A 15,463-nucleotide genomic window follows, 5' to 3' on the forward strand; every position below is an offset into this window, starting at 1 on the left:
CGCGGCCCCGCGCTCAGCGACCGCCGCTGGAGCGCCCGCCGCCCGCGCGGCCGCGGCCGCCCTGGCCCCGGCCGCCCGGACCGCGCCCGCCCTGCCGGCCGTTGCCCTGGCCGCCGCCGGAGCGGCCGTCCCGCTGGCCCTCGGAGCGGTTGCGCCCCCCGCCCTGGCGACCGTCGGACTGGTGTCGGCGGCGGTCGTCCTCGGTCGCGTGGCGGCGCCCGGGCTCGCGGCCCTCGCCGCGCGCGCCGCGCTCCTCGTGGCGGCGGACGCCGTGGCGCTCGTCGCGCCCCTGGCCGCCGCGGCCCTGGCCGCGGCCGCCCGGACCGCGGCCGCCCTGGCCGCCGCCCTGCGGGCGACCGTCGCCGCCCGGCTGGCGCTTGCCCTGCTGGCGGACGTAGCCGGAGCCCTTCTCGCCCGGGAGCGCCACGCGCAGGCCGGCGGCCTCGAGCTCGTCGTGCAGCTCGAGGTCGCGGCCCATGACGGCGACGTCGGACAGCTCCTCCGGCTCGACGAACGTCATGCCGATGCCGGTCGCGCCGGCGCGGCCGGTGCGACCGATCCGGTGCACGTAGGTCTCGTGGTCGACCGGCACGTCGTACTGGATGACGTGCGTGACGTCCTGGACGTCGATGCCGCGGGCGGCGACGTCGGTGGCCACGAGCGTCGTGACGGTGCCCTCGTCGAAGGCCTGCAGCGCCCGGCGGCGCTGGGCCTGCGAGCGGTTGCCGTGCAGCGCGACGGCCTCGACGCCGTGCTGGCTCAGCTTGCGCACGATCTTGTCGGCACCGAACTTCGTGCGGACGAACACGACCGTCCGGCCGCGCCCCTCGTCGCGCAGCGCGCCCACGAGGTGGTCGAGCTTGTCGTCGCGCGTCACGCGACGGAACCGGTGCTCGATCTTGCCCTGGTCCTGGACCGGCGGCTCGTACTCGATGAGCTTCGCGTCGGTGGTGTAGGCGGTGGCGAGCTCGCCGACGCGGCCGTCGAGCGTCGCGGAGAGGAAGAGCGTCTGGCGCTTGCGCGGGATCTGGGCGACGATCCGCTTGACGACCGGCTGGAAGCCCATGTCGAGCATCCGGTCCGCCTCGTCGAGGACGAGCTTGCGGACCCGCGAGAGGTCGAACGCGCCGCGCGAGAGGAGGTCCTCGAGCCGGCCGGGGGTCGCCACGAGGATGTGCGCCTTCGCGGCCAGGCGGGACTGCTTCTCCAGCCCGGCGCCGCCGAAGACGGCGGTGATCGCCAGCGCACGCGAGTGGGCGAGCTCGTAGAGCTCGTCGACGATCTGCGTCGCGAGCTCGCGGGTCGGGACGAGGACGAGCGCGCTGGGGCGCGGGTCGGTCGCCTCGATGCCGTCGACGAGCGCGAGGCCGAAGGCGATCGTCTTCCCCGACCCGGTGGGGGAGGAGACGAGGACGTCGCGGCCGGCGAGGGCGTCCGGGAGCACGAGCTCCTGGACGGCGAACGGGGAGGTCATCCCCTGCTCCTCGAGGGCGCGGACGACGGCGTTGGACACGCCGAGATCGGCGAAGGTGGCGGACATGCGAACTCCTGGGGATCGGGACGCGCGACGTCGCGGCGTGCGACGGGAGCGACCGGTGGTGCGCTCGCACTGCCGGTCGCGGCGAGCCGATCGAGGACCGGTCGTCGCGCGAGGAGGAGAACGCGGAACGGGGGCCGATCCGGGTGACGTCGGAGGACGCCGGCCGCGGACGGCACTGCTCGAAAGGGTACGGAACCGCGGCTCCTCGTGCGTGACGATGCTCCGGACCCGCTCGGCGCTCGGCGGCGCGACGAGGCCGGCCGCCGGATCGTTACGGTCGTGGGGTGGCCCTGACGACGCTTCCGACGATCCTCGCCCAGGCCTCCTCGACCGGCACCACGAGTGCCGCGGAGCGCACCGCGGCGCGCGCCGAGCGCGCCGCGAACCGCCTCGAGCGGACCTGCGGCGCGGCCGGCGACAGCTGGCAGGCGGACCTCTGCCGCAAGATCTGGGACGGGTATCCCGGCCAGACCTGGAACAAGCTCGCCGCCGAGACGGTCCACTGGCTCACGACGGGGCTCTTCAAGATCATCCTGATCTTCGTCGTCGCCTGGGTCGTCAACCGGCTCGCCCGCCGCTGCATCGTGAAGGTCGGCCGCCGCGTCGGCACCGGCCGGCTGTCGCGGGGCCTCTCGCGGGTGCGGAAGTACACCCCGGCCGCGCTCATGGAGACCCAGGAGATGAGCGTCCGCTCCGAGCAGCGCCGCGAGGCGGTGCTCGGGATCCTCCGCAGCATCGTCACCGGCCTGATCTACGCGATGGCGTTCTTCATGGCGCTCGGCGAGGTCGGCATCGACGCGGGGCCGCTGCTCGCCGGTGCCGGCGTCCTCGGCGTGGCCCTCGGCTTCGGCGCCCAGACGCTGGTGGGCGACTTCCTCAGCGGGATCTTCATCCTCGTCGAGGACCAGTACGGCGTCGGCGACGAGATCGTCTTCCGGCCGAAGTCCGCCAGCGGCGAGCCGGTCACCGGCACGGTCGAGGCGCTCTCGCTGCGCAACACCCGCATGCGCGCCCTCGACGGCACGGTCTGGCACGTGCCGAACGGCGAGATGCGCGCCGTCGGCAACCAGAGCCAGCACTGGTCGCGCGCCGTCCTCGACATCGCGGTCGTCCACGGGACGGACATCGGCAAGGCGAAGGCCGCGATGGCGCGCGCCGCGGAGCAGGTCCGCGAGAACGACCCCGGGGTCCTCGAGCCGCCGGAGGTCTGGGGCGTCCAGGCGCTGAACGCCAACGGCGTCGTCATCCGGCTCGTGCTGAAGACGACGCCGTCGCAGCAGTGGCGGATCTGCCGCGTCGTGCGCGAGCGGATGCTCCTGGAGTTCGCCAAGGACGGCATCGAGATGCCCGCCGCCGAGTCCCCGGCCGGCGAGGCGCTGCCTTCCGTCTGAGCCGGACCACGCCGCGGCCCGCCTCGCCGCCGCGGCGCGCGCGGATGCGCGGGCCCGCTCAGCGGCGCGCGGCCGGCAGCCCGGCGGCGGACGCCCAGCGCGTGAGGTCGGGCTTCGGGTCCCGGGGCTTGCCGCCGCTGTACCAGCCCGGTGCGGTCCAGAGCTCGAAGTGCAGGTGGCAGGCCGACGCGTTGCCCGATCGCCCGACGAGCCCGATCGGCGTGCCGGCCTGGACCTTCGCCCCGACCTTCAGCGGCGACCGGGCCTGCAGGTGCATGTACGCCTGGTCCTCGCCCGTCGGCGTGTCGGTGATGACGAGGTAGTTGCCCGCCGAGGACTGGACCTCGTTGTGCTTCACCACGCCGCTCGAGGCGGCCACGAGCGGCAGGCCGCAGTCGGCCAGCGCGTCGACGCCCTGGTGCGCGCCGCCGCGCTCTCCGAAGAACGTGCCCGCCTCGCCCCAGTGCCACGCGCCGAGGATCGGGAAGGTGTAGCCGTCGGCGCCGACCCGCGCGCTCGTCGCGCGGCCCGCGGTCACCGCGGCCGCCGCGTCGGCGTCGGCGGGGGGCGGGGCCGGCGTGGACTCGCGCAGGCGCTTGGCGTCGCTGCGCGACAGCACGCCGTCGGCGCGCAGCGAGGCCGAGGACTCCCAGCTGCGAATCCGGGTGCGGATCGCGGCGGTGTACTTGCCGTGGGTCGGCACCCGCACGCCGTGGTCCAGCAGCAGCCGCTGGATGGCGCGCACGTCGGTGCCCACGGAGCCCACCCGCAGCGTCCGGGACGCGAACCCGCGCTCCTGGACGCGGGGACTGGCACGGCGCTGCATCGCGGCGAGCTGCGCGGCGTCGGCGACGCCGTCGACCGTCAGGCCCTCCTCGTGCTCGAAGCGCCGGAGGGCGACCTCGGTCGCCGCGCCGAAGGCGCCGTCGCGGGCGACCGGCAGCCCGAGCTGCCAGAGCGTCCGCTGGAGCGCCATGACCCGGCTGCCCTTCGAGCCGAGCGCCAGCACCGCCCCGGAGCGGACCGCCGCGGCGCTCGTGGCCGGGGCGGCCGCCTCGCCGGCGGCGGACGTCGTGGCCGGCGCGGCGCTCGTCGTCCCGCCGACGGAGACCCCGCCGCCGTCCTGCGCGCCGGCCGGCGCGGCCGTCAGGCCCATGCCGGCCGCGAGCAGCGCGATCGCGGTCGGGAGGGTGACCGCGCGTGGGCGCGCGGCACGAGAGGTCCGGGATGGAGCGTCGTTCGGTCGGTGCACGGGGCGTGCAAGGGCCTACGGGTCCGGCCACCGAGGCACCCGGCGTCCGGCGGCAACTCCGACGCGCGGGACCCGCCACGGCGGCATCCGGGAGCCAACCCTACCCGTCGGCCGGACGGAGCGCGAGCTGCGGCCCCGCGGACCGCCGCCGCGCGGCGCGGTGGCGCCGACGCGCCCGGCGCTCGGACGTGCGTCCGTTTCCCCTGCGGCGAGCGTCCCGTGCGGTCGATGCTCGCCTGGATGGCCTCGGGTCCCGACAGCGTCGCCGGCGCGTACCCGCGATCGCTGGACCGCGGCGCGGACGGGACGACCGCAGGGCGCCTGGTCGCGCGCATCGATCGCCGGATCCCGGCGCCCGCGCTGGCGACGATCGGGGCGCTGCTGGTCGCGTCGCTGGCCGCGGTCGCGTGGTCGACGGCGGACGGGGGCACGGCGGCGACCGTCGTGCTGCGCCAGGTCGAGTCCGCGCTCGTCGTCGTGGCGGTCGTCGGCGCGCTGCGTCGTCGGCGGACCGCCTCCACCGCCGTCGAGCGCGCGGGCTGGACGAGCCTCGTCGGCGCCGCGGTCGCCGTCCTCGTGACGACGGTCGCCGCGATGCTCGCCCCGCACCTCGACGCGCGCCTGGGCGCCCCGACGCCGCTCGACCTGCCGTCGCTGCTCGTGGCGCCGCTCGTCCTGCTCGGGGTGCTGCTCTTCGCCCGTCCGACCCGCAGCGCCGCGCACCTCGGGCGGATCGTCCTCGACGCGATCGCCGTGGGCTGCGCGGTCGGGATCGTCGGCTGGTACCTCGTCGTGCGGCCGTTCGTCGACGGACGTCTCGCGGCGCAGCCCTCCCAGGAGCTCGCCCTCGCCTACGTCGCCGGCGACGCGATCGCGCTCGGGCTCGGGCTCCTCGCCCTGCTGCGCGCGAAGCGCCACCTCCGGGGCACCGTCGCCTGCTCGGCCCTCGGCCTCGGGGCGCTGCTGGCGTCCGACCTCGGGCGCGGCTTCGAGGTCCTGCCCGGCGTCGCGCCGCCGGCGTCGGTGACCGAGATCGGCTGGGCGCTCGCGATGGCGCTGCTCGCGATCGGGGCCTGGCTGCGGCCGGGGCCGCGGGGCGAGCACGTGGCGCTCTCGGACGCCCGAGCCCGCCGCGCGTGGCTCTGGTGGCTCGCGCTGCCGTACCTCTTCCTCATGCCGGTCGCCGGGGTCCTGCTCGTCGGCGCGGTCGTCGGCGACGTCGACGGTCCGATGATCGCCGGCTCCGCGATCGTCATCGCCGTCCTCGGCTTCCGTCACGTCGTGGCGCTGCGCGAGAACGCCGAGCTGGCGCAGCGGCTCGCCGGCTCCGTCCGCGAGCTCGAGCACCGGGCCGCGCACGACGAGCTCACCGGCCTGCTGAACCGCGGCGGCCTGATCAGCGCCCTGCGCGGCGATCGCCCGATCGCCGGGCGGCCGGCCGCGCTGCTGTTCGTCGACCTCGACCGCTTCAAGGCGATCAACGACACGCTCGGGCACGCGGTCGGCGACGCGGTCCTGCGGGCCGTCGGCGAGCGCCTGCGCTTCGCGATCCGGGCGGGGCTGGCGGCGCGGTTCGCCGGCGACGAGTTCGTGCTCGTGCTCCCGGGCGTCGTGGACGAGCACGCCGCGCTCGGGCACGCGCAGGAGGTGCTCGAGCTCGTCGAGCGGCCGATCCCGCTCGCCGACGGCGGCGAGGTCGTCGTGACGGCCTCGGTCGGCCTCACGACCACGACGAGCCTCGCCGACGGCGAGACGATCGTGCGCGAGGCGGACCTCGCGATGTTCGAGGCGAAGCAGGGGGGCCGCGCCCGCGTCCAGGTGTTCGAGGAGGGCCTGCGCGAGCGCAGCGCCGACCGCGTCCGGCTCGAGCAGGACCTGCGTCGCGCCCTCGCCCGCGAGGACGAGATCGAGGTCCACCTCCAGCCGCTGATCGCGCTGGAGGGCGATCGGCTGTGGGGCGCCGAGGCGCTCGTGCGCTGGCGCCACCCCGAGCGCGGCATGCTCGCTCCGGGGCGCTTCCTCGCGATCGCCGAGGAGAGCGGGCTGATCGTGCCGCTCGGCCATCGCGTGCTCGCCGAGGCCTGCGCGGCGGCCGCCGCCGTGCCCGATCTCATCGTGTCGGTGAACCTCTCGGCGCGGCAGCTCCACGATCCGCTGCTCCTGGCGACGGTCCGCGACGCGCTGACCGCGCACGGCCTGGCGCCCGACCGGCTCTGCCTCGAGGTCGTCGAGGACGTGCTCGTGGACGACCGCACGATCGGCGTGCTCGAGGCGCTGCGGGCGCTCGGCGCCCGCGTGGCGATCGACGACTTCGGCGTCGGCGCGTCGTCGCTGAAGCAGCTGCGCCGGATCCCGGGCGCGCTGGTGAAGATCGACCGCTCGTTCATCGGGTCGCTCGACACGGCCGAGGCCGGTGACGACGACCGCGTCATGGTCCGGGCGCTCGTGAACGTCGCCGAGCAGCTGGGCCTGCAGGTCGTGGCGGAGGGCATCGAGCGGCCCGACCAGCTCTCCGCCGTCCGCGACCTCGGCGTGACGATCGGCCAGGGGTGGCTGCTCGGCCACCCGCAGCGCGCCGCCGCCTTCGTCACGAGCTGCGGCGGCGGGCCGCTCGTGCGCCGCGGGACGCGCCCGGCGCGCCGCTCGGCCGCCTGACGCGTCGCCGCCTCCTGCCGTCCCGCGACGGCGCACCCGGCCGGGGGGACGGCCGGGGGACCGGGACGTCCCGGTGCGCCCGGCGTTGGGTAGCGTCCGCACGCGATGACCGACGAGACCCCCCGCGAGCACACCGACGTCCTCCTGATCGGCGGCGGGATCGCCTCGGCGACCGCGGCGAGGACCCTGCGCGAGGGCGGGTTCGAGGGCCGGATCGTGCTCGTGAGCCGCGAGCTCGACGCGCCGTACCACCGGCCTCCGGGGTCGAAGGAGCACCTGCGCGGCGAGCAGGGCCAGGACGACGCGCTGATCGTCCCGGCCGGGTGGTGGGCGGAGAACGACGTCGACCTGCGGATCCGCACGAGCGTCCTGTCGCTCGACGCGGAGGGCCGGTCGGTGAAGCTCCAGACGAAGGACGAGCTGACCTTCGACCGGGCGCTCGTGGCGACCGGGGCGATGGTCCGCCGGCTGAACGTCGACGGGTCCGGCCTCGAGGGCATCCACTACGTGCGCTCCCTGCGCAACAGCGACGCGATCCGCCGCGACCTGGACGGCCTCGCCGACGGCTCGCCGATCGTGCTCGTCGGCGGCAGCTACATCGGATCGGAGGTCGCGGCGAGCCTCGCGACGCAGGGCCACCCGGTGACCGTCGTGATGCAGGAGGCCGAGCCGCTCTCGCGGACCTTCGGCGAGGACGTCGGCCGCTGGGTCCGCGCCCGCCTGGAGGGCAACGGCGTGACGGTGCGCGGGGGCGTCGACGTCGCCTCGTTCGCGGCCGCCGACGGCAGCACCTCCGAGGGGCGCGTCGCGGAGGTCGTCCTCGCCGACGGCGAGCGGATCCCGGCCGCCCTCGTCGTCGCCGGCGTGGGGGCGACCCCGGACGTCATGCTCGCCAAGCGAGCGGGGCTGGCGCTCGGCGAGACCGGCGGGGTGGCGTGCGACGACCGGCTGCGGACCTCCGCCGAGGGCATCTGGGCCGCCGGCGACGTCTGCGAGTACGCGTCCGTGCTCGACGCGCACCCCGAGCGCCTGCGGGTCGAGCACGAGGAGCACGCGGCCGCCCAGGGCGCCTACGTCGCGCGGCAGTGGCTCGGCGAGGACGCCCCGTTCCAGGAGGTGCCGTACTTCTTCAGCGACCTCGCGGACTGGGTCGCGCTGGAGGCGCTCGGGCCGGCCATCGGCTGGGACCGGACGGCCCTCGAGGGCTCGCTCGAGGACGACGCGTTCGGGGTCTGGTTCCTCGCGGGGGACGAGCCGCGCGGCTACGCGTCCTTCAACGGGGGCGGCGACCTCGACGCGGCGCGCACGCGGCTCGCGAAGGCCGCTGCGGCCTGAGCGGCACCGCCTGCCTCGCTGCGGTGCGTGGTCCGCGCGCCGCAGCGACGCGGACCCCGGTCCCGGCGCGTGCGCCCGGACGTCCTTCGGGACGGAGCGGCCCCGGAACGACGACGGCCCCGCGATGCGGGGCCGTGGGAGGGGCGCCGGCCGGCGCCCGGGGTCGGCGCCGAGCGCCGAGGGCGAGTCAGACCTCGACGACGATCTTGTCCGGATCGTCCTCGACGCGCTCGCCGCGCAGGTAGGCCTGGTTCTCGGCCCGCTCGCCGGCGACCTGCGCCAGGGCGTAGACGATCGGCACGATCGCGAACACGGGGACGATCACGAACCAGAGCGCGATCAGCCAGATGCTGAGGCTCGTGGCGCTGGCTTCGGCGAGGACGTTCATGACGCGCGCAAGCCTACCGGAGCGCGTCGTCGGCGGCCGCCTCGCGACGCCCTCCCGGCGGGGACCCCCGGCGCCCGGCCACTCCGACCGCGCTGGTAGGCTTTCTCCACCGTGATCTTCACGACCAAGGCCGAGTACGGGGTCCGCCTGATGGTCCGCCTGGGCGAGATGCCCGGCGACGAGCCCGTCTCCCTCAAGACGGTCGCCGAGACCGAGCGGCTGCCGCTCGCGTACCTCGAGCGGATCGTCGCGCTGCTGCGCCGTGCCGGCCTCGTCGAGAGCACCCGCGGCGCGCACGGCGGCTACCGCCTCGCGCGTCCCGCGGAGGAGATCCGGATGGACGAGGTGATCGTCGCGCTCGAGGGCGCGGTGGCGCCGATGTCCTGCTTCGTCGACGACCGCGAGGGCGACCGCGTGCTGTGCTCGCACCTCGAGGACGACGGCACGGGCTGCGCGACGAAGCTGCTCTGGACCCGGGTCCAGGGTGGCGTCTTCCACGCCCTCCAGCGCACGACGCTCTCCGAGCTCGTCCGCTTCCAGCGCCCCGGCGAGGACGGCCGACCCGGCCGCGCCGCGGCGATCGACGTCACGACGACGGCGGCCGGCTCGCTCGCCTGACGAGCGCGCCGGACCACGCGTCGCCCGGCCCCGCCCGCGTGCGGGTGCCGACCCACCACCCCTCACACGACCGACACGGACCCCATGGCTGACCTCGAGATCAAGAACCTGCACGTGAGCGTGGGGGAGAAGCAGATCCTCAAGGGTCTGGACCTCACCGTGAACAAGGGCGAGATCCACGCCCTCATGGGCCCGAACGGCTCGGGCAAGTCGACGCTCGCGAACGTCATCATGGGCAACCCGGCGCTCGACGTGACCGAGGGCTCGATCGTCTGGAAGGGCGAGGACATCACCGAGGCCGACCCGGACGAGCGGGCGCGCAAGGGCCTCTTCATGGCCTTCCAGTACCCCGTCGCGATCCCGGGCGTGACGATCGTGAAGTACCTCCGGATGGTCATGAACGCCCACCGCGAGGAGCGCGGCGAGAGCGAGATCTCCCTGAAGGAGTTCCGGCAGGTCGTCCAGGGCGCGATGGAGCAGACGAACGTGCCGAAGGAGTTCGGCTCGCGCTACCTCAACGACGGCTTCTCCGGCGGCGAGAAGAAGCGCCTGGAGATGCTGCAGCTGGCGCTCCAGCGCCCCGACGTCGCGATCCTCGACGAGACGGACTCCGGCCTCGACGTCGACGCCCTGAACGTCGTCTCGCAGGCGGTGAACGCGGTGAAGGCCGAGAGCGACCTCGGCGTCCTCATCATCACCCACTACCAGCGCATCCTCCACCTCGTGAAGCCGGACCGGGTGTCGATCCTCGTCGACGGCCGGATCGTCCAGGAGGGCGGCCCGGAGCTCGTCGAGGAGATCGAGACCCAGGGCTACGCGAAGATCCGCGAGCGGGTCGCGGCCGGCCAGGCCTGATCCCCATGGCCTCGCCCGCCGTCCCGGCGCTCGACGTCGCCGCCGTCCGCGCCCAGTTCCCCTACCTGGAGCGCGAGGACGACGTCGTCTACCTGGACAGCGGCGCGAGCGCCCAGAAGCCGCGCGCCGTCCTCGATGCGATGCACGAGTTCGGCGGGCGCCACTACGCGAACGTCCACCGCGGCCAGCACGTGCTGGCGCGGGAGGCGGACGCCGCCTACGACGCCGCGCGTGCGCGGGTCGCCGGGTTCGTCGGCTCCACGCCGCAGGAGACGATCTTCACCGGCAGCGTCACGCAGTCGCTGAACCTCGTCGCCCACAGCTGGGGCCGGCCGAACGTCCAGGCCGGCGACGAGGTCGTCATCACGCAGATGGAGCACCACGCGAACCTCGTGCCGTGGCAGCAGCTCTGCCTGCGCAACGGGGCGCTGCTGCGGTACCTCGAGGTCGACGAGCACGGCGCGATCGACCTCGCCCAGCTCGACGCGTTCCTCGCCGGCGGCCGCGTGAAGCTCGTGGCGATCGCGCACGTCTCGAACGTCCTGGGCACGGTCAACCCGGTCGCCGAGGTCATCGAGCGCGCGCACGCCGCCGGGGCGCTCGTCGCCGTCGACGGCGCGCAGGCCGTGCCGCAGCGATCGGTCGACGTCGCCGCGCTGGGCGCCGACTTCTACGGCTGGACGGGCCACAAGCTCTACGGCCCGACCGGCATCGGCGTGCTGCACGTGCGCCGCGAGCTGCTGGCGGAGATGCCGCCGTTCCTCACCGGTGGCGACATGATCCGGATCGTCGACTTCCACGAGACGAGCTGGGCCGACGGCGTCAACCGCTTCGAGGCGGGCACGCCGCCGATCGTCGAGGCGGTCGGTCTCGGCGCCGCGTGCGACTGGGTCGACGGGGTCGGGGGCATCGGCGCGATCCAGGCCCACGAGGAGCAGGTCACCGCCTACGCGCTGGAGCGGCTCGGCGCCGTCGACGGGATCCGGATCGTCGGCCCGGAGCGGGCCGAGGACCGTGGCGCGCTCGTCGCCTTCGCCGTCGACGGGGTCCATCCGCACGACGTGGCCGAGATCATCGCGCGCGACGGGGTCTGCGTCCGCGCCGGCCAGCACTGCGCCGAGCCGCTGCACCGCGCCCTCGGCATCCCCGCGACGACCCGCGCGAGCTTCGCCGCGCACACGACGCCGGAGGAGATCGACGCCCTCGTGACCTCGATCGGACGCGTGCTCGAGATCTTCGGCTGAGCCGGTTCCGGGCGGCGCCCCGGTCCGCAGCTAGCGCACGCGATCCTGGAACCGCCGGACGCCCTCGAGCAGCTCGGGCGAGCGGAGGGCCATCCGACGGGCGTCGACGGCCCACGAGCGCTGCTCGTCGGTGAGCCGGCCTCCACCTCGCTCGAGCGCCCGCAGGATCGCGCGGTTCGCGTACTGGGCCGTCGGCGAGCGGGCGGCGACCGCGGTCGCCAGGTCGAGCGCGTGCGCGCGCAGCTCCTCGCCGGTGCAGCGGCGGTGCACGATCCCGGCGGCGTGGGCGCGGTCGGCGTCGAGCGCCTCGCCGGTGAGGAGCAGGTCGCGCGCGAGCGAGGCGCCGAGCACCGCGTGCATCCGGGCGAGCCCCTCGTGGGAGTAGACGAGGCCGAGCAGGGCCGCGGGCGCGCCGAGCCGGGCGTCGTCGGCGGCGACGCGCAGGTCGCAGGCGAGGGCGACCTCGAGGCCGCCGCCGAGCACGGGGCCGTGGAGGGCCGCGACGATCGGCACGGGGCAGCGGTCCAGGGCGCGGGCCGCGACCGGCTCGTGCGGCACGACGCCCGTGTCCGCGGAGACGGCGAGCGCCCCGCCGCTCGACGCGTCGAGATCGTGCAGGTCGTAGCCGGCGCAGAAGGCCGGGCCCTCGCCGCGCAGCAGCACGCACCGCGCCCCGTCGAGCCGCGCGAGCGCCTTCGCGATCGCGGCCTGCAGCCCGCCGTCGAGGGCGTTGCGCCGCGCCGGCCGGTCGAGGACGAGCTCGAGGACGCCGTCGGCAGGGCGCGCGACGCGGAGCGGCGCGTCGTCGGCGGGCGTTGAGGGGGCGGTTCCGCGGTCGTCGGTCATGGTCGCGAGCACGGCATGGTGCCAGGCCCGGCCCACGAGGCGCGGTGGTGGCGGTCGTGCGAGCGCCGCGGGCCGGGGCCGGAGCGACGCACCTGCGACGATGGAGGGGATGGACGAGCTGTACCGCGAGAACATCCTCGACCACTACAAGCGTCCGCGGAACTGGTCCCCGCCGCTCGAGCCGCTCGAGCGGGTCGACCTGGAGTTCGAGGACAAGAACCCGTCCTGCGGCGATCAGCTGCGCGTGACGATCGAGCTCGACGACGAGCGCCGCGTGGCGGCCGTGCGCTTCGACGGCCACGGCTGCGCCATCAGCCAGTCGGCGGCGTCGATGGTCTCCGAGGAGCTCGCCGGCAAGAGCGTCGACGACCTCGTCCGCCTCGACCGCGACTTCGTCCTGGACCTGCTGGGCATCGACATCTCGGCGACGCGCATCAAGTGCGCGCTGCTGTCGCTGAAGGTCGTGCGCTCGGCCGCGCTCGGCGGCGCGGTGGACTGGGACGACGACGTGCCGGAGGCGGCGCCCCCCGCCGGCGGCACGGGCTCCGCCGCCGGCTTCTGAACGAGGACGGGCCGTCCGCTCGGACGGTCCGCGCGGTGCGCCGTGGCGCGGGACGACGGACCGCGCTCCGCGGTCCGTCGTCGGTCGCTCAGCGCGTCTTCGCCTTCGCCTTGCCGGTGACCTTGACGGTCCGGCTGACGGTCGCCTTGCCGGCGGTGATGCGGAGCTTCACGCTCGCCTTGAGGGTCCGGCCCTTGAGCCGGTTCGCGGCGGCCTTCGTCAGCTGCAGGCGAACGGCGGCCTGCTTCCCGGCCCGCACGGAGCGCGAGGCGACGACCCGCGCGGTGTAGCGCTTGCCACCGATCGTCACCTTGACGGACTTCGGCGCGACGATCCGGCAGGCAGGCCCGCCCTTCGCGCAGGTGACGGTCGCGACCGCCAAGCGGCGCCGCGCGTCGAGGGTCCGCGTGCGCTGCTTCGGCAGGGCGACGGACGGCATCGTCGTCGCGGGCGTGCTCGTCCCCGTCGGCGCCGTGCCCGGGTCGGGCGTGCCGGGGTTCGGCGTACCGGGGTCGGGGGTGCCCGGGGTGGGCGTCACCGGGCCGGTCGTGCCCGGGTCGGGGGTGCCGGGGTTCGGCGTCCCCGGGTCGGGCGTCCCGGGATCCGGGGTGCCGGGACCGCCGGGCTGCGTCGTGGTGGGGCCGACCGTGAACGGCAGCGGCGGCTTCTTCGCGTCGGCGGCGCCGCCCGACGTGTACCAGTACGAGCTCAGGCCGGAGTCGAGCTGGAAGTCCACGAAGGACTGCGGCCACGCCCCCCACCCGGGGTTCGTGCGGTTCTGCGGGGTCGACGTGCCGGTCTCCACCTCGACGCCCGCGTAGTCCGGCTCGACGGTGAAGCCGGCGGCGTCGAACGTGACGTTCCGGAAGGTCGCGACCTGGACGCCGGGGACCTCCGGCAGGGGCTCCTTCACGGTCGGGTCCTCCATGCTGGCCGCCCAGCCGTAGAGGATCGCCTCGAGCGTGCCGGTGCCGTCCGCGGCGACGGTGAGCTTCGGGTCCTTGATGGTGAACGGCACCAGCCCGCCGTAGAAGTTCACCGACAGCTCGCCGGTCCACTGCACGACGGTGCTGCCGCCGCCCTGGGTGACGGCGCCGTCGTCGAACAGCCCGCGCTGCTCGTTCGTCCCGGCGATGTGCGCGGTGCGCGTGGCCCACGTCGGGGTCTGCTCGGCGCCGCCGACGAGCTGGACGACGCGGACGTCGCCGTCGATCGCCTTGTAGGTCGCCTCGGTGCCGTCGGACGCGCCGGCCGAGAGGTAGTTGCTGCCGCCGAACGGCGGCTGGGACTGGATCTCCTCGTTGCCCAGCCACGTGAGCGTCGGGCCGGCGGCGGACGCGGCGGCGGTGCGTCCGCCGAGCAGCGCGAGCGCGAGGATCAGCGCTCCGAGCGCGGCGAGCGTCGCAGACCGCCGGGAGCGGATCGAGAGTGACATGCGGTGATTCCTCCTCGTTCGACGCGACGTCGCACGTCGATGTAGGGTCGCCTAAAGGTTAGGCGAACCTATCAGGAAGACCGCTGCGCAGGGGCCCTGGTCTTCGGGTACCCGAAGACCAGGCGGGTCGGGACGGAGGAGCGGCTCGGAGCTCCCGAGCCGGCGGGTGCTCGCCCGGTCGCGGGCGACCGGCGAGCAGCGCCGCTCAGGTGGCCGCGACGACCGTGAAGCTGATCGGGTCGAGCTCGGCGCCGGGGTTGTAGAAGCCGCCGAACGCCGGGACGCCGGACTCGGTGAGCTTCGCCGTGATGCCGCTCCACGTGACGTTCGTCCCGTCGAGCTTCCGCGTCGCCTTCGCGAGGTCGAGGTCGGCGACGATCAGGTCGACGTACGTCTTCACCTGCCCGCTCTCGCGGTCCTTGCTCGTGGCGTCGACGTGGAGCACGCCGCGCTTCGCGCCGGCGGCGATGACGACCCGCGGATTGCTGATCCGGACCTGCAGGTCGCCCTGATGGCCGTCGAACACGGCGGTGCCCTTGAAGCGGACGTCGGTCGCCCAGGTCCCGCGGTTGATCGAGCCGCTGCCGCCGATGAAGCGGAAGCCGCCGTCCTGCGTGCGGATGGCGCCGTCGGCGGATCCGACGGTGCCCCCGGCGATCGGGCCCGTGATGTACCGGCGGAACGACGCGCGCACGCCCCAGTCGGCGGTGCCCGTCTGGACGACGGCGTCGGCCGCCGGGGCCGTGGGGTCCTGCGGGGCGGGGGTGCCGCTCGGCGTCGCCGTGGCCGACACCGCCGTCCGCAGGATGCCGCCGGCGGCGAGCTTCCGGACGCCCAGCGCGCTGCGGAGCTTGCCGGCGGCGGTCGGGGCGAGGACCCACGTGATCCGCGACCGGCGGCCGGTCGAGCCGTCGGCGCTCAGCGCGAGCCGGCCGCGCTTCGCCCGGGCCACGATGAGCGCGGGGCCGCCGCCGATCCGGGCGCGGAGCGTCGGCTTGTCGCTCAGGCGCAGCGTGATGTCGGAGATCGTCACCCGACGCGCGCCGCGCCGGAAGGTCAGGCCGTCGCGGCGGGCATGGTCGATCTTGCTCGTCGTGCTCAGGGAGCCGCCGGCGATGCGCAGCCGGAACCCGCCGCTGCGGCGCGTGACCTTGCCGGCCGGCGACACGCGGACGCCGGCGGCGGCGAGCTGGCGCGCGGCGACGCCGGAGAGCGTCGCGGTGGTCGTGCCGCCGGTGACCTTCGTGGTCGGCGTGGCGTCGGCGGCGAGCGCGCCGCCCGGGAGGGCCAGCGCGGCGGCGAGGCCGGTGAGGACGGCGGGGAGGCGAACGGTCATCGGAAG

The 15,463-nt window shown here is 75.4% G+C and carries 13 protein-coding genes; 7 read left to right on the top strand and 6 right to left on the bottom strand.

Annotation, left to right across the window (positions count from 1 at the left end; translation table 11 throughout):
• Positions 1–13: 13 nt before the first annotated feature.
• On the bottom strand, positions 14–1,540 hold the full coding sequence (locus SK069_RS06895; RefSeq protein WP_319953458.1) for a DEAD/DEAH box helicase: 1,527 nt from the start codon (positions 1,538–1,540) through the stop codon (positions 14–16).
• 284 nt (positions 1,541–1,824) lie between these two features.
• Here SK069_RS06895 and SK069_RS06900 point away from each other — a divergent pair, with 284 nt between their 5' ends.
• Entirely contained in the window at positions 1,825–2,931 is a 1,107-nt protein-coding gene (locus SK069_RS06900) for a mechanosensitive ion channel family protein (RefSeq protein WP_319953459.1), read from the top strand.
• Positions 2,932–2,989: 58 nt separating this feature from the next.
• Here SK069_RS06900 and SK069_RS06905 read toward each other — a convergent pair whose 3' ends face one another.
• Positions 2,990–4,183, bottom strand: coding sequence for a peptidoglycan-binding protein (locus SK069_RS06905; RefSeq protein WP_319953460.1), 1,194 nt, complete (start codon positions 4,181–4,183; stop codon positions 2,990–2,992).
• A gap of 240 nt (positions 4,184–4,423) precedes the next feature.
• On the opposite strand from SK069_RS06905, the gene SK069_RS06910 reads away from it, so the two are divergent.
• Positions 4,424–6,838 (top strand): putative bifunctional diguanylate cyclase/phosphodiesterase, encoded by a 2,415-nt coding sequence (locus SK069_RS06910; RefSeq protein ID WP_319953461.1) that lies wholly within the window; start codon positions 4,424–4,426, stop codon positions 6,836–6,838.
• Positions 6,839–6,943: 105 nt separating this feature from the next.
• The gene (locus SK069_RS06915) at positions 6,944–8,173 is read left to right on the top strand and encodes an NAD(P)/FAD-dependent oxidoreductase (protein WP_319953462.1); all 1,230 of its coding nucleotides are present in this window, start codon (positions 6,944–6,946) and stop codon (positions 8,171–8,173) included.
• A gap of 187 nt (positions 8,174–8,360) precedes the next feature.
• On the opposite strand, the gene SK069_RS06920 is transcribed toward SK069_RS06915, so the two are convergent.
• On the bottom strand, positions 8,361–8,561 hold the full coding sequence (locus SK069_RS06920; protein WP_319953463.1) for a hypothetical protein: 201 nt from the start codon (positions 8,559–8,561) through the stop codon (positions 8,361–8,363).
• A gap of 111 nt (positions 8,562–8,672) precedes the next feature.
• Between SK069_RS06920 and SK069_RS06925 the strand changes: the two genes are divergently transcribed.
• From SK069_RS06925 to SK069_RS06935, 3 genes are all read left to right on the top strand, one after another.
• Positions 8,673–9,179 (top strand): RrF2 family transcriptional regulator, encoded by a 507-nt coding sequence (locus tag SK069_RS06925; protein ID WP_319953464.1) that lies wholly within the window; start codon positions 8,673–8,675, stop codon positions 9,177–9,179.
• An 84-nt stretch (positions 9,180–9,263) separates the two neighbouring features.
• Positions 9,264–10,034: a Fe-S cluster assembly ATPase SufC gene (gene sufC / locus SK069_RS06930; RefSeq protein ID WP_319953465.1), complete on the top strand. Its 771-nt coding sequence runs from the start codon at positions 9,264–9,266 to the stop codon at positions 10,032–10,034.
• A gap of 5 nt (positions 10,035–10,039) precedes the next feature.
• Positions 10,040–11,278 carry an aminotransferase class V-fold PLP-dependent enzyme gene (locus tag SK069_RS06935; RefSeq protein WP_319953466.1) on the top strand — a complete coding sequence of 413 codons (1,239 nt, stop codon included), beginning with the start codon at positions 10,040–10,042 and terminating at the stop codon, positions 11,276–11,278.
• A 30-nt stretch (positions 11,279–11,308) separates the two neighbouring features.
• On the opposite strand, the gene SK069_RS06940 is transcribed toward SK069_RS06935, so the two are convergent.
• Entirely contained in the window at positions 11,309–12,124 is an 816-nt protein-coding gene (locus tag SK069_RS06940) for an enoyl-CoA hydratase/isomerase family protein (RefSeq protein ID WP_319953467.1), read from the bottom strand.
• Positions 12,125–12,233: 109 nt separating this feature from the next.
• On the opposite strand from SK069_RS06940, the gene SK069_RS06945 reads away from it, so the two are divergent.
• Positions 12,234–12,686 (top strand): iron-sulfur cluster assembly scaffold protein, encoded by a 453-nt coding sequence (locus SK069_RS06945; protein WP_319953468.1) that lies wholly within the window; start codon positions 12,234–12,236, stop codon positions 12,684–12,686.
• An 88-nt stretch (positions 12,687–12,774) separates the two neighbouring features.
• Here SK069_RS06945 and SK069_RS06950 read toward each other — a convergent pair whose 3' ends face one another.
• Positions 12,775–14,121, bottom strand: a complete 1,347-nt coding sequence (locus SK069_RS06950) for a hypothetical protein (protein WP_319953469.1) — start codon at positions 14,119–14,121, stop codon at positions 12,775–12,777.
• 205 nt (positions 14,122–14,326) lie between these two features.
• Positions 14,327–15,457, bottom strand: a complete 1,131-nt coding sequence (locus SK069_RS06955; protein ID WP_319953470.1) for an HtaA domain-containing protein — start codon at positions 15,455–15,457, stop codon at positions 14,327–14,329.
• Positions 15,458–15,463 lie beyond the last annotated feature (6 nt).

The organism is Patulibacter brassicae (assembly GCF_033949425.1).
Lineage (GTDB): Bacteria > Actinomycetota > Thermoleophilia > Solirubrobacterales > Solirubrobacteraceae > Patulibacter > Patulibacter brassicae.

What these genes read in the sequence shown, in the direction of transcription:
- SK069_RS06940 (WP_319953467.1), bottom strand. Translation starts at nt 12,124, where the DNA reads ATGACCGACGACCGCGGAACCGCCCCCTCAACGCCCGCCGACGACGCG.
- SK069_RS06895 (WP_319953458.1), bottom strand. Translation starts at nt 1,540, where the DNA reads ATGTCCGCCACCTTCGCCGATCTCGGCGTGTCCAACGCCGTCGTCCGC.
- sufC (WP_319953465.1), top strand. Translation starts at nt 9,264, where the DNA reads ATGGCTGACCTCGAGATCAAGAACCTGCACGTGAGCGTGGGGGAGAAG.
- SK069_RS06950 (WP_319953469.1), bottom strand. Translation starts at nt 14,121, where the DNA reads ATGTCACTCTCGATCCGCTCCCGGCGGTCTGCGACGCTCGCCGCGCTC.
- SK069_RS06955 (WP_319953470.1), bottom strand. Translation starts at nt 15,457, where the DNA reads ATGACCGTTCGCCTCCCCGCCGTCCTCACCGGCCTCGCCGCCGCGCTG.
- SK069_RS06945 (WP_319953468.1), top strand. Translation starts at nt 12,234, where the DNA reads ATGGACGAGCTGTACCGCGAGAACATCCTCGACCACTACAAGCGTCCG.
- SK069_RS06935 (WP_319953466.1), top strand. Translation starts at nt 10,040, where the DNA reads ATGGCCTCGCCCGCCGTCCCGGCGCTCGACGTCGCCGCCGTCCGCGCC.
- SK069_RS06920 (WP_319953463.1), bottom strand. Translation starts at nt 8,561, where the DNA reads ATGAACGTCCTCGCCGAAGCCAGCGCCACGAGCCTCAGCATCTGGCTG.
- SK069_RS06910 (WP_319953461.1), top strand. Translation starts at nt 4,424, where the DNA reads ATGGCCTCGGGTCCCGACAGCGTCGCCGGCGCGTACCCGCGATCGCTG.
- SK069_RS06915 (WP_319953462.1), top strand. Translation starts at nt 6,944, where the DNA reads ATGACCGACGAGACCCCCCGCGAGCACACCGACGTCCTCCTGATCGGC.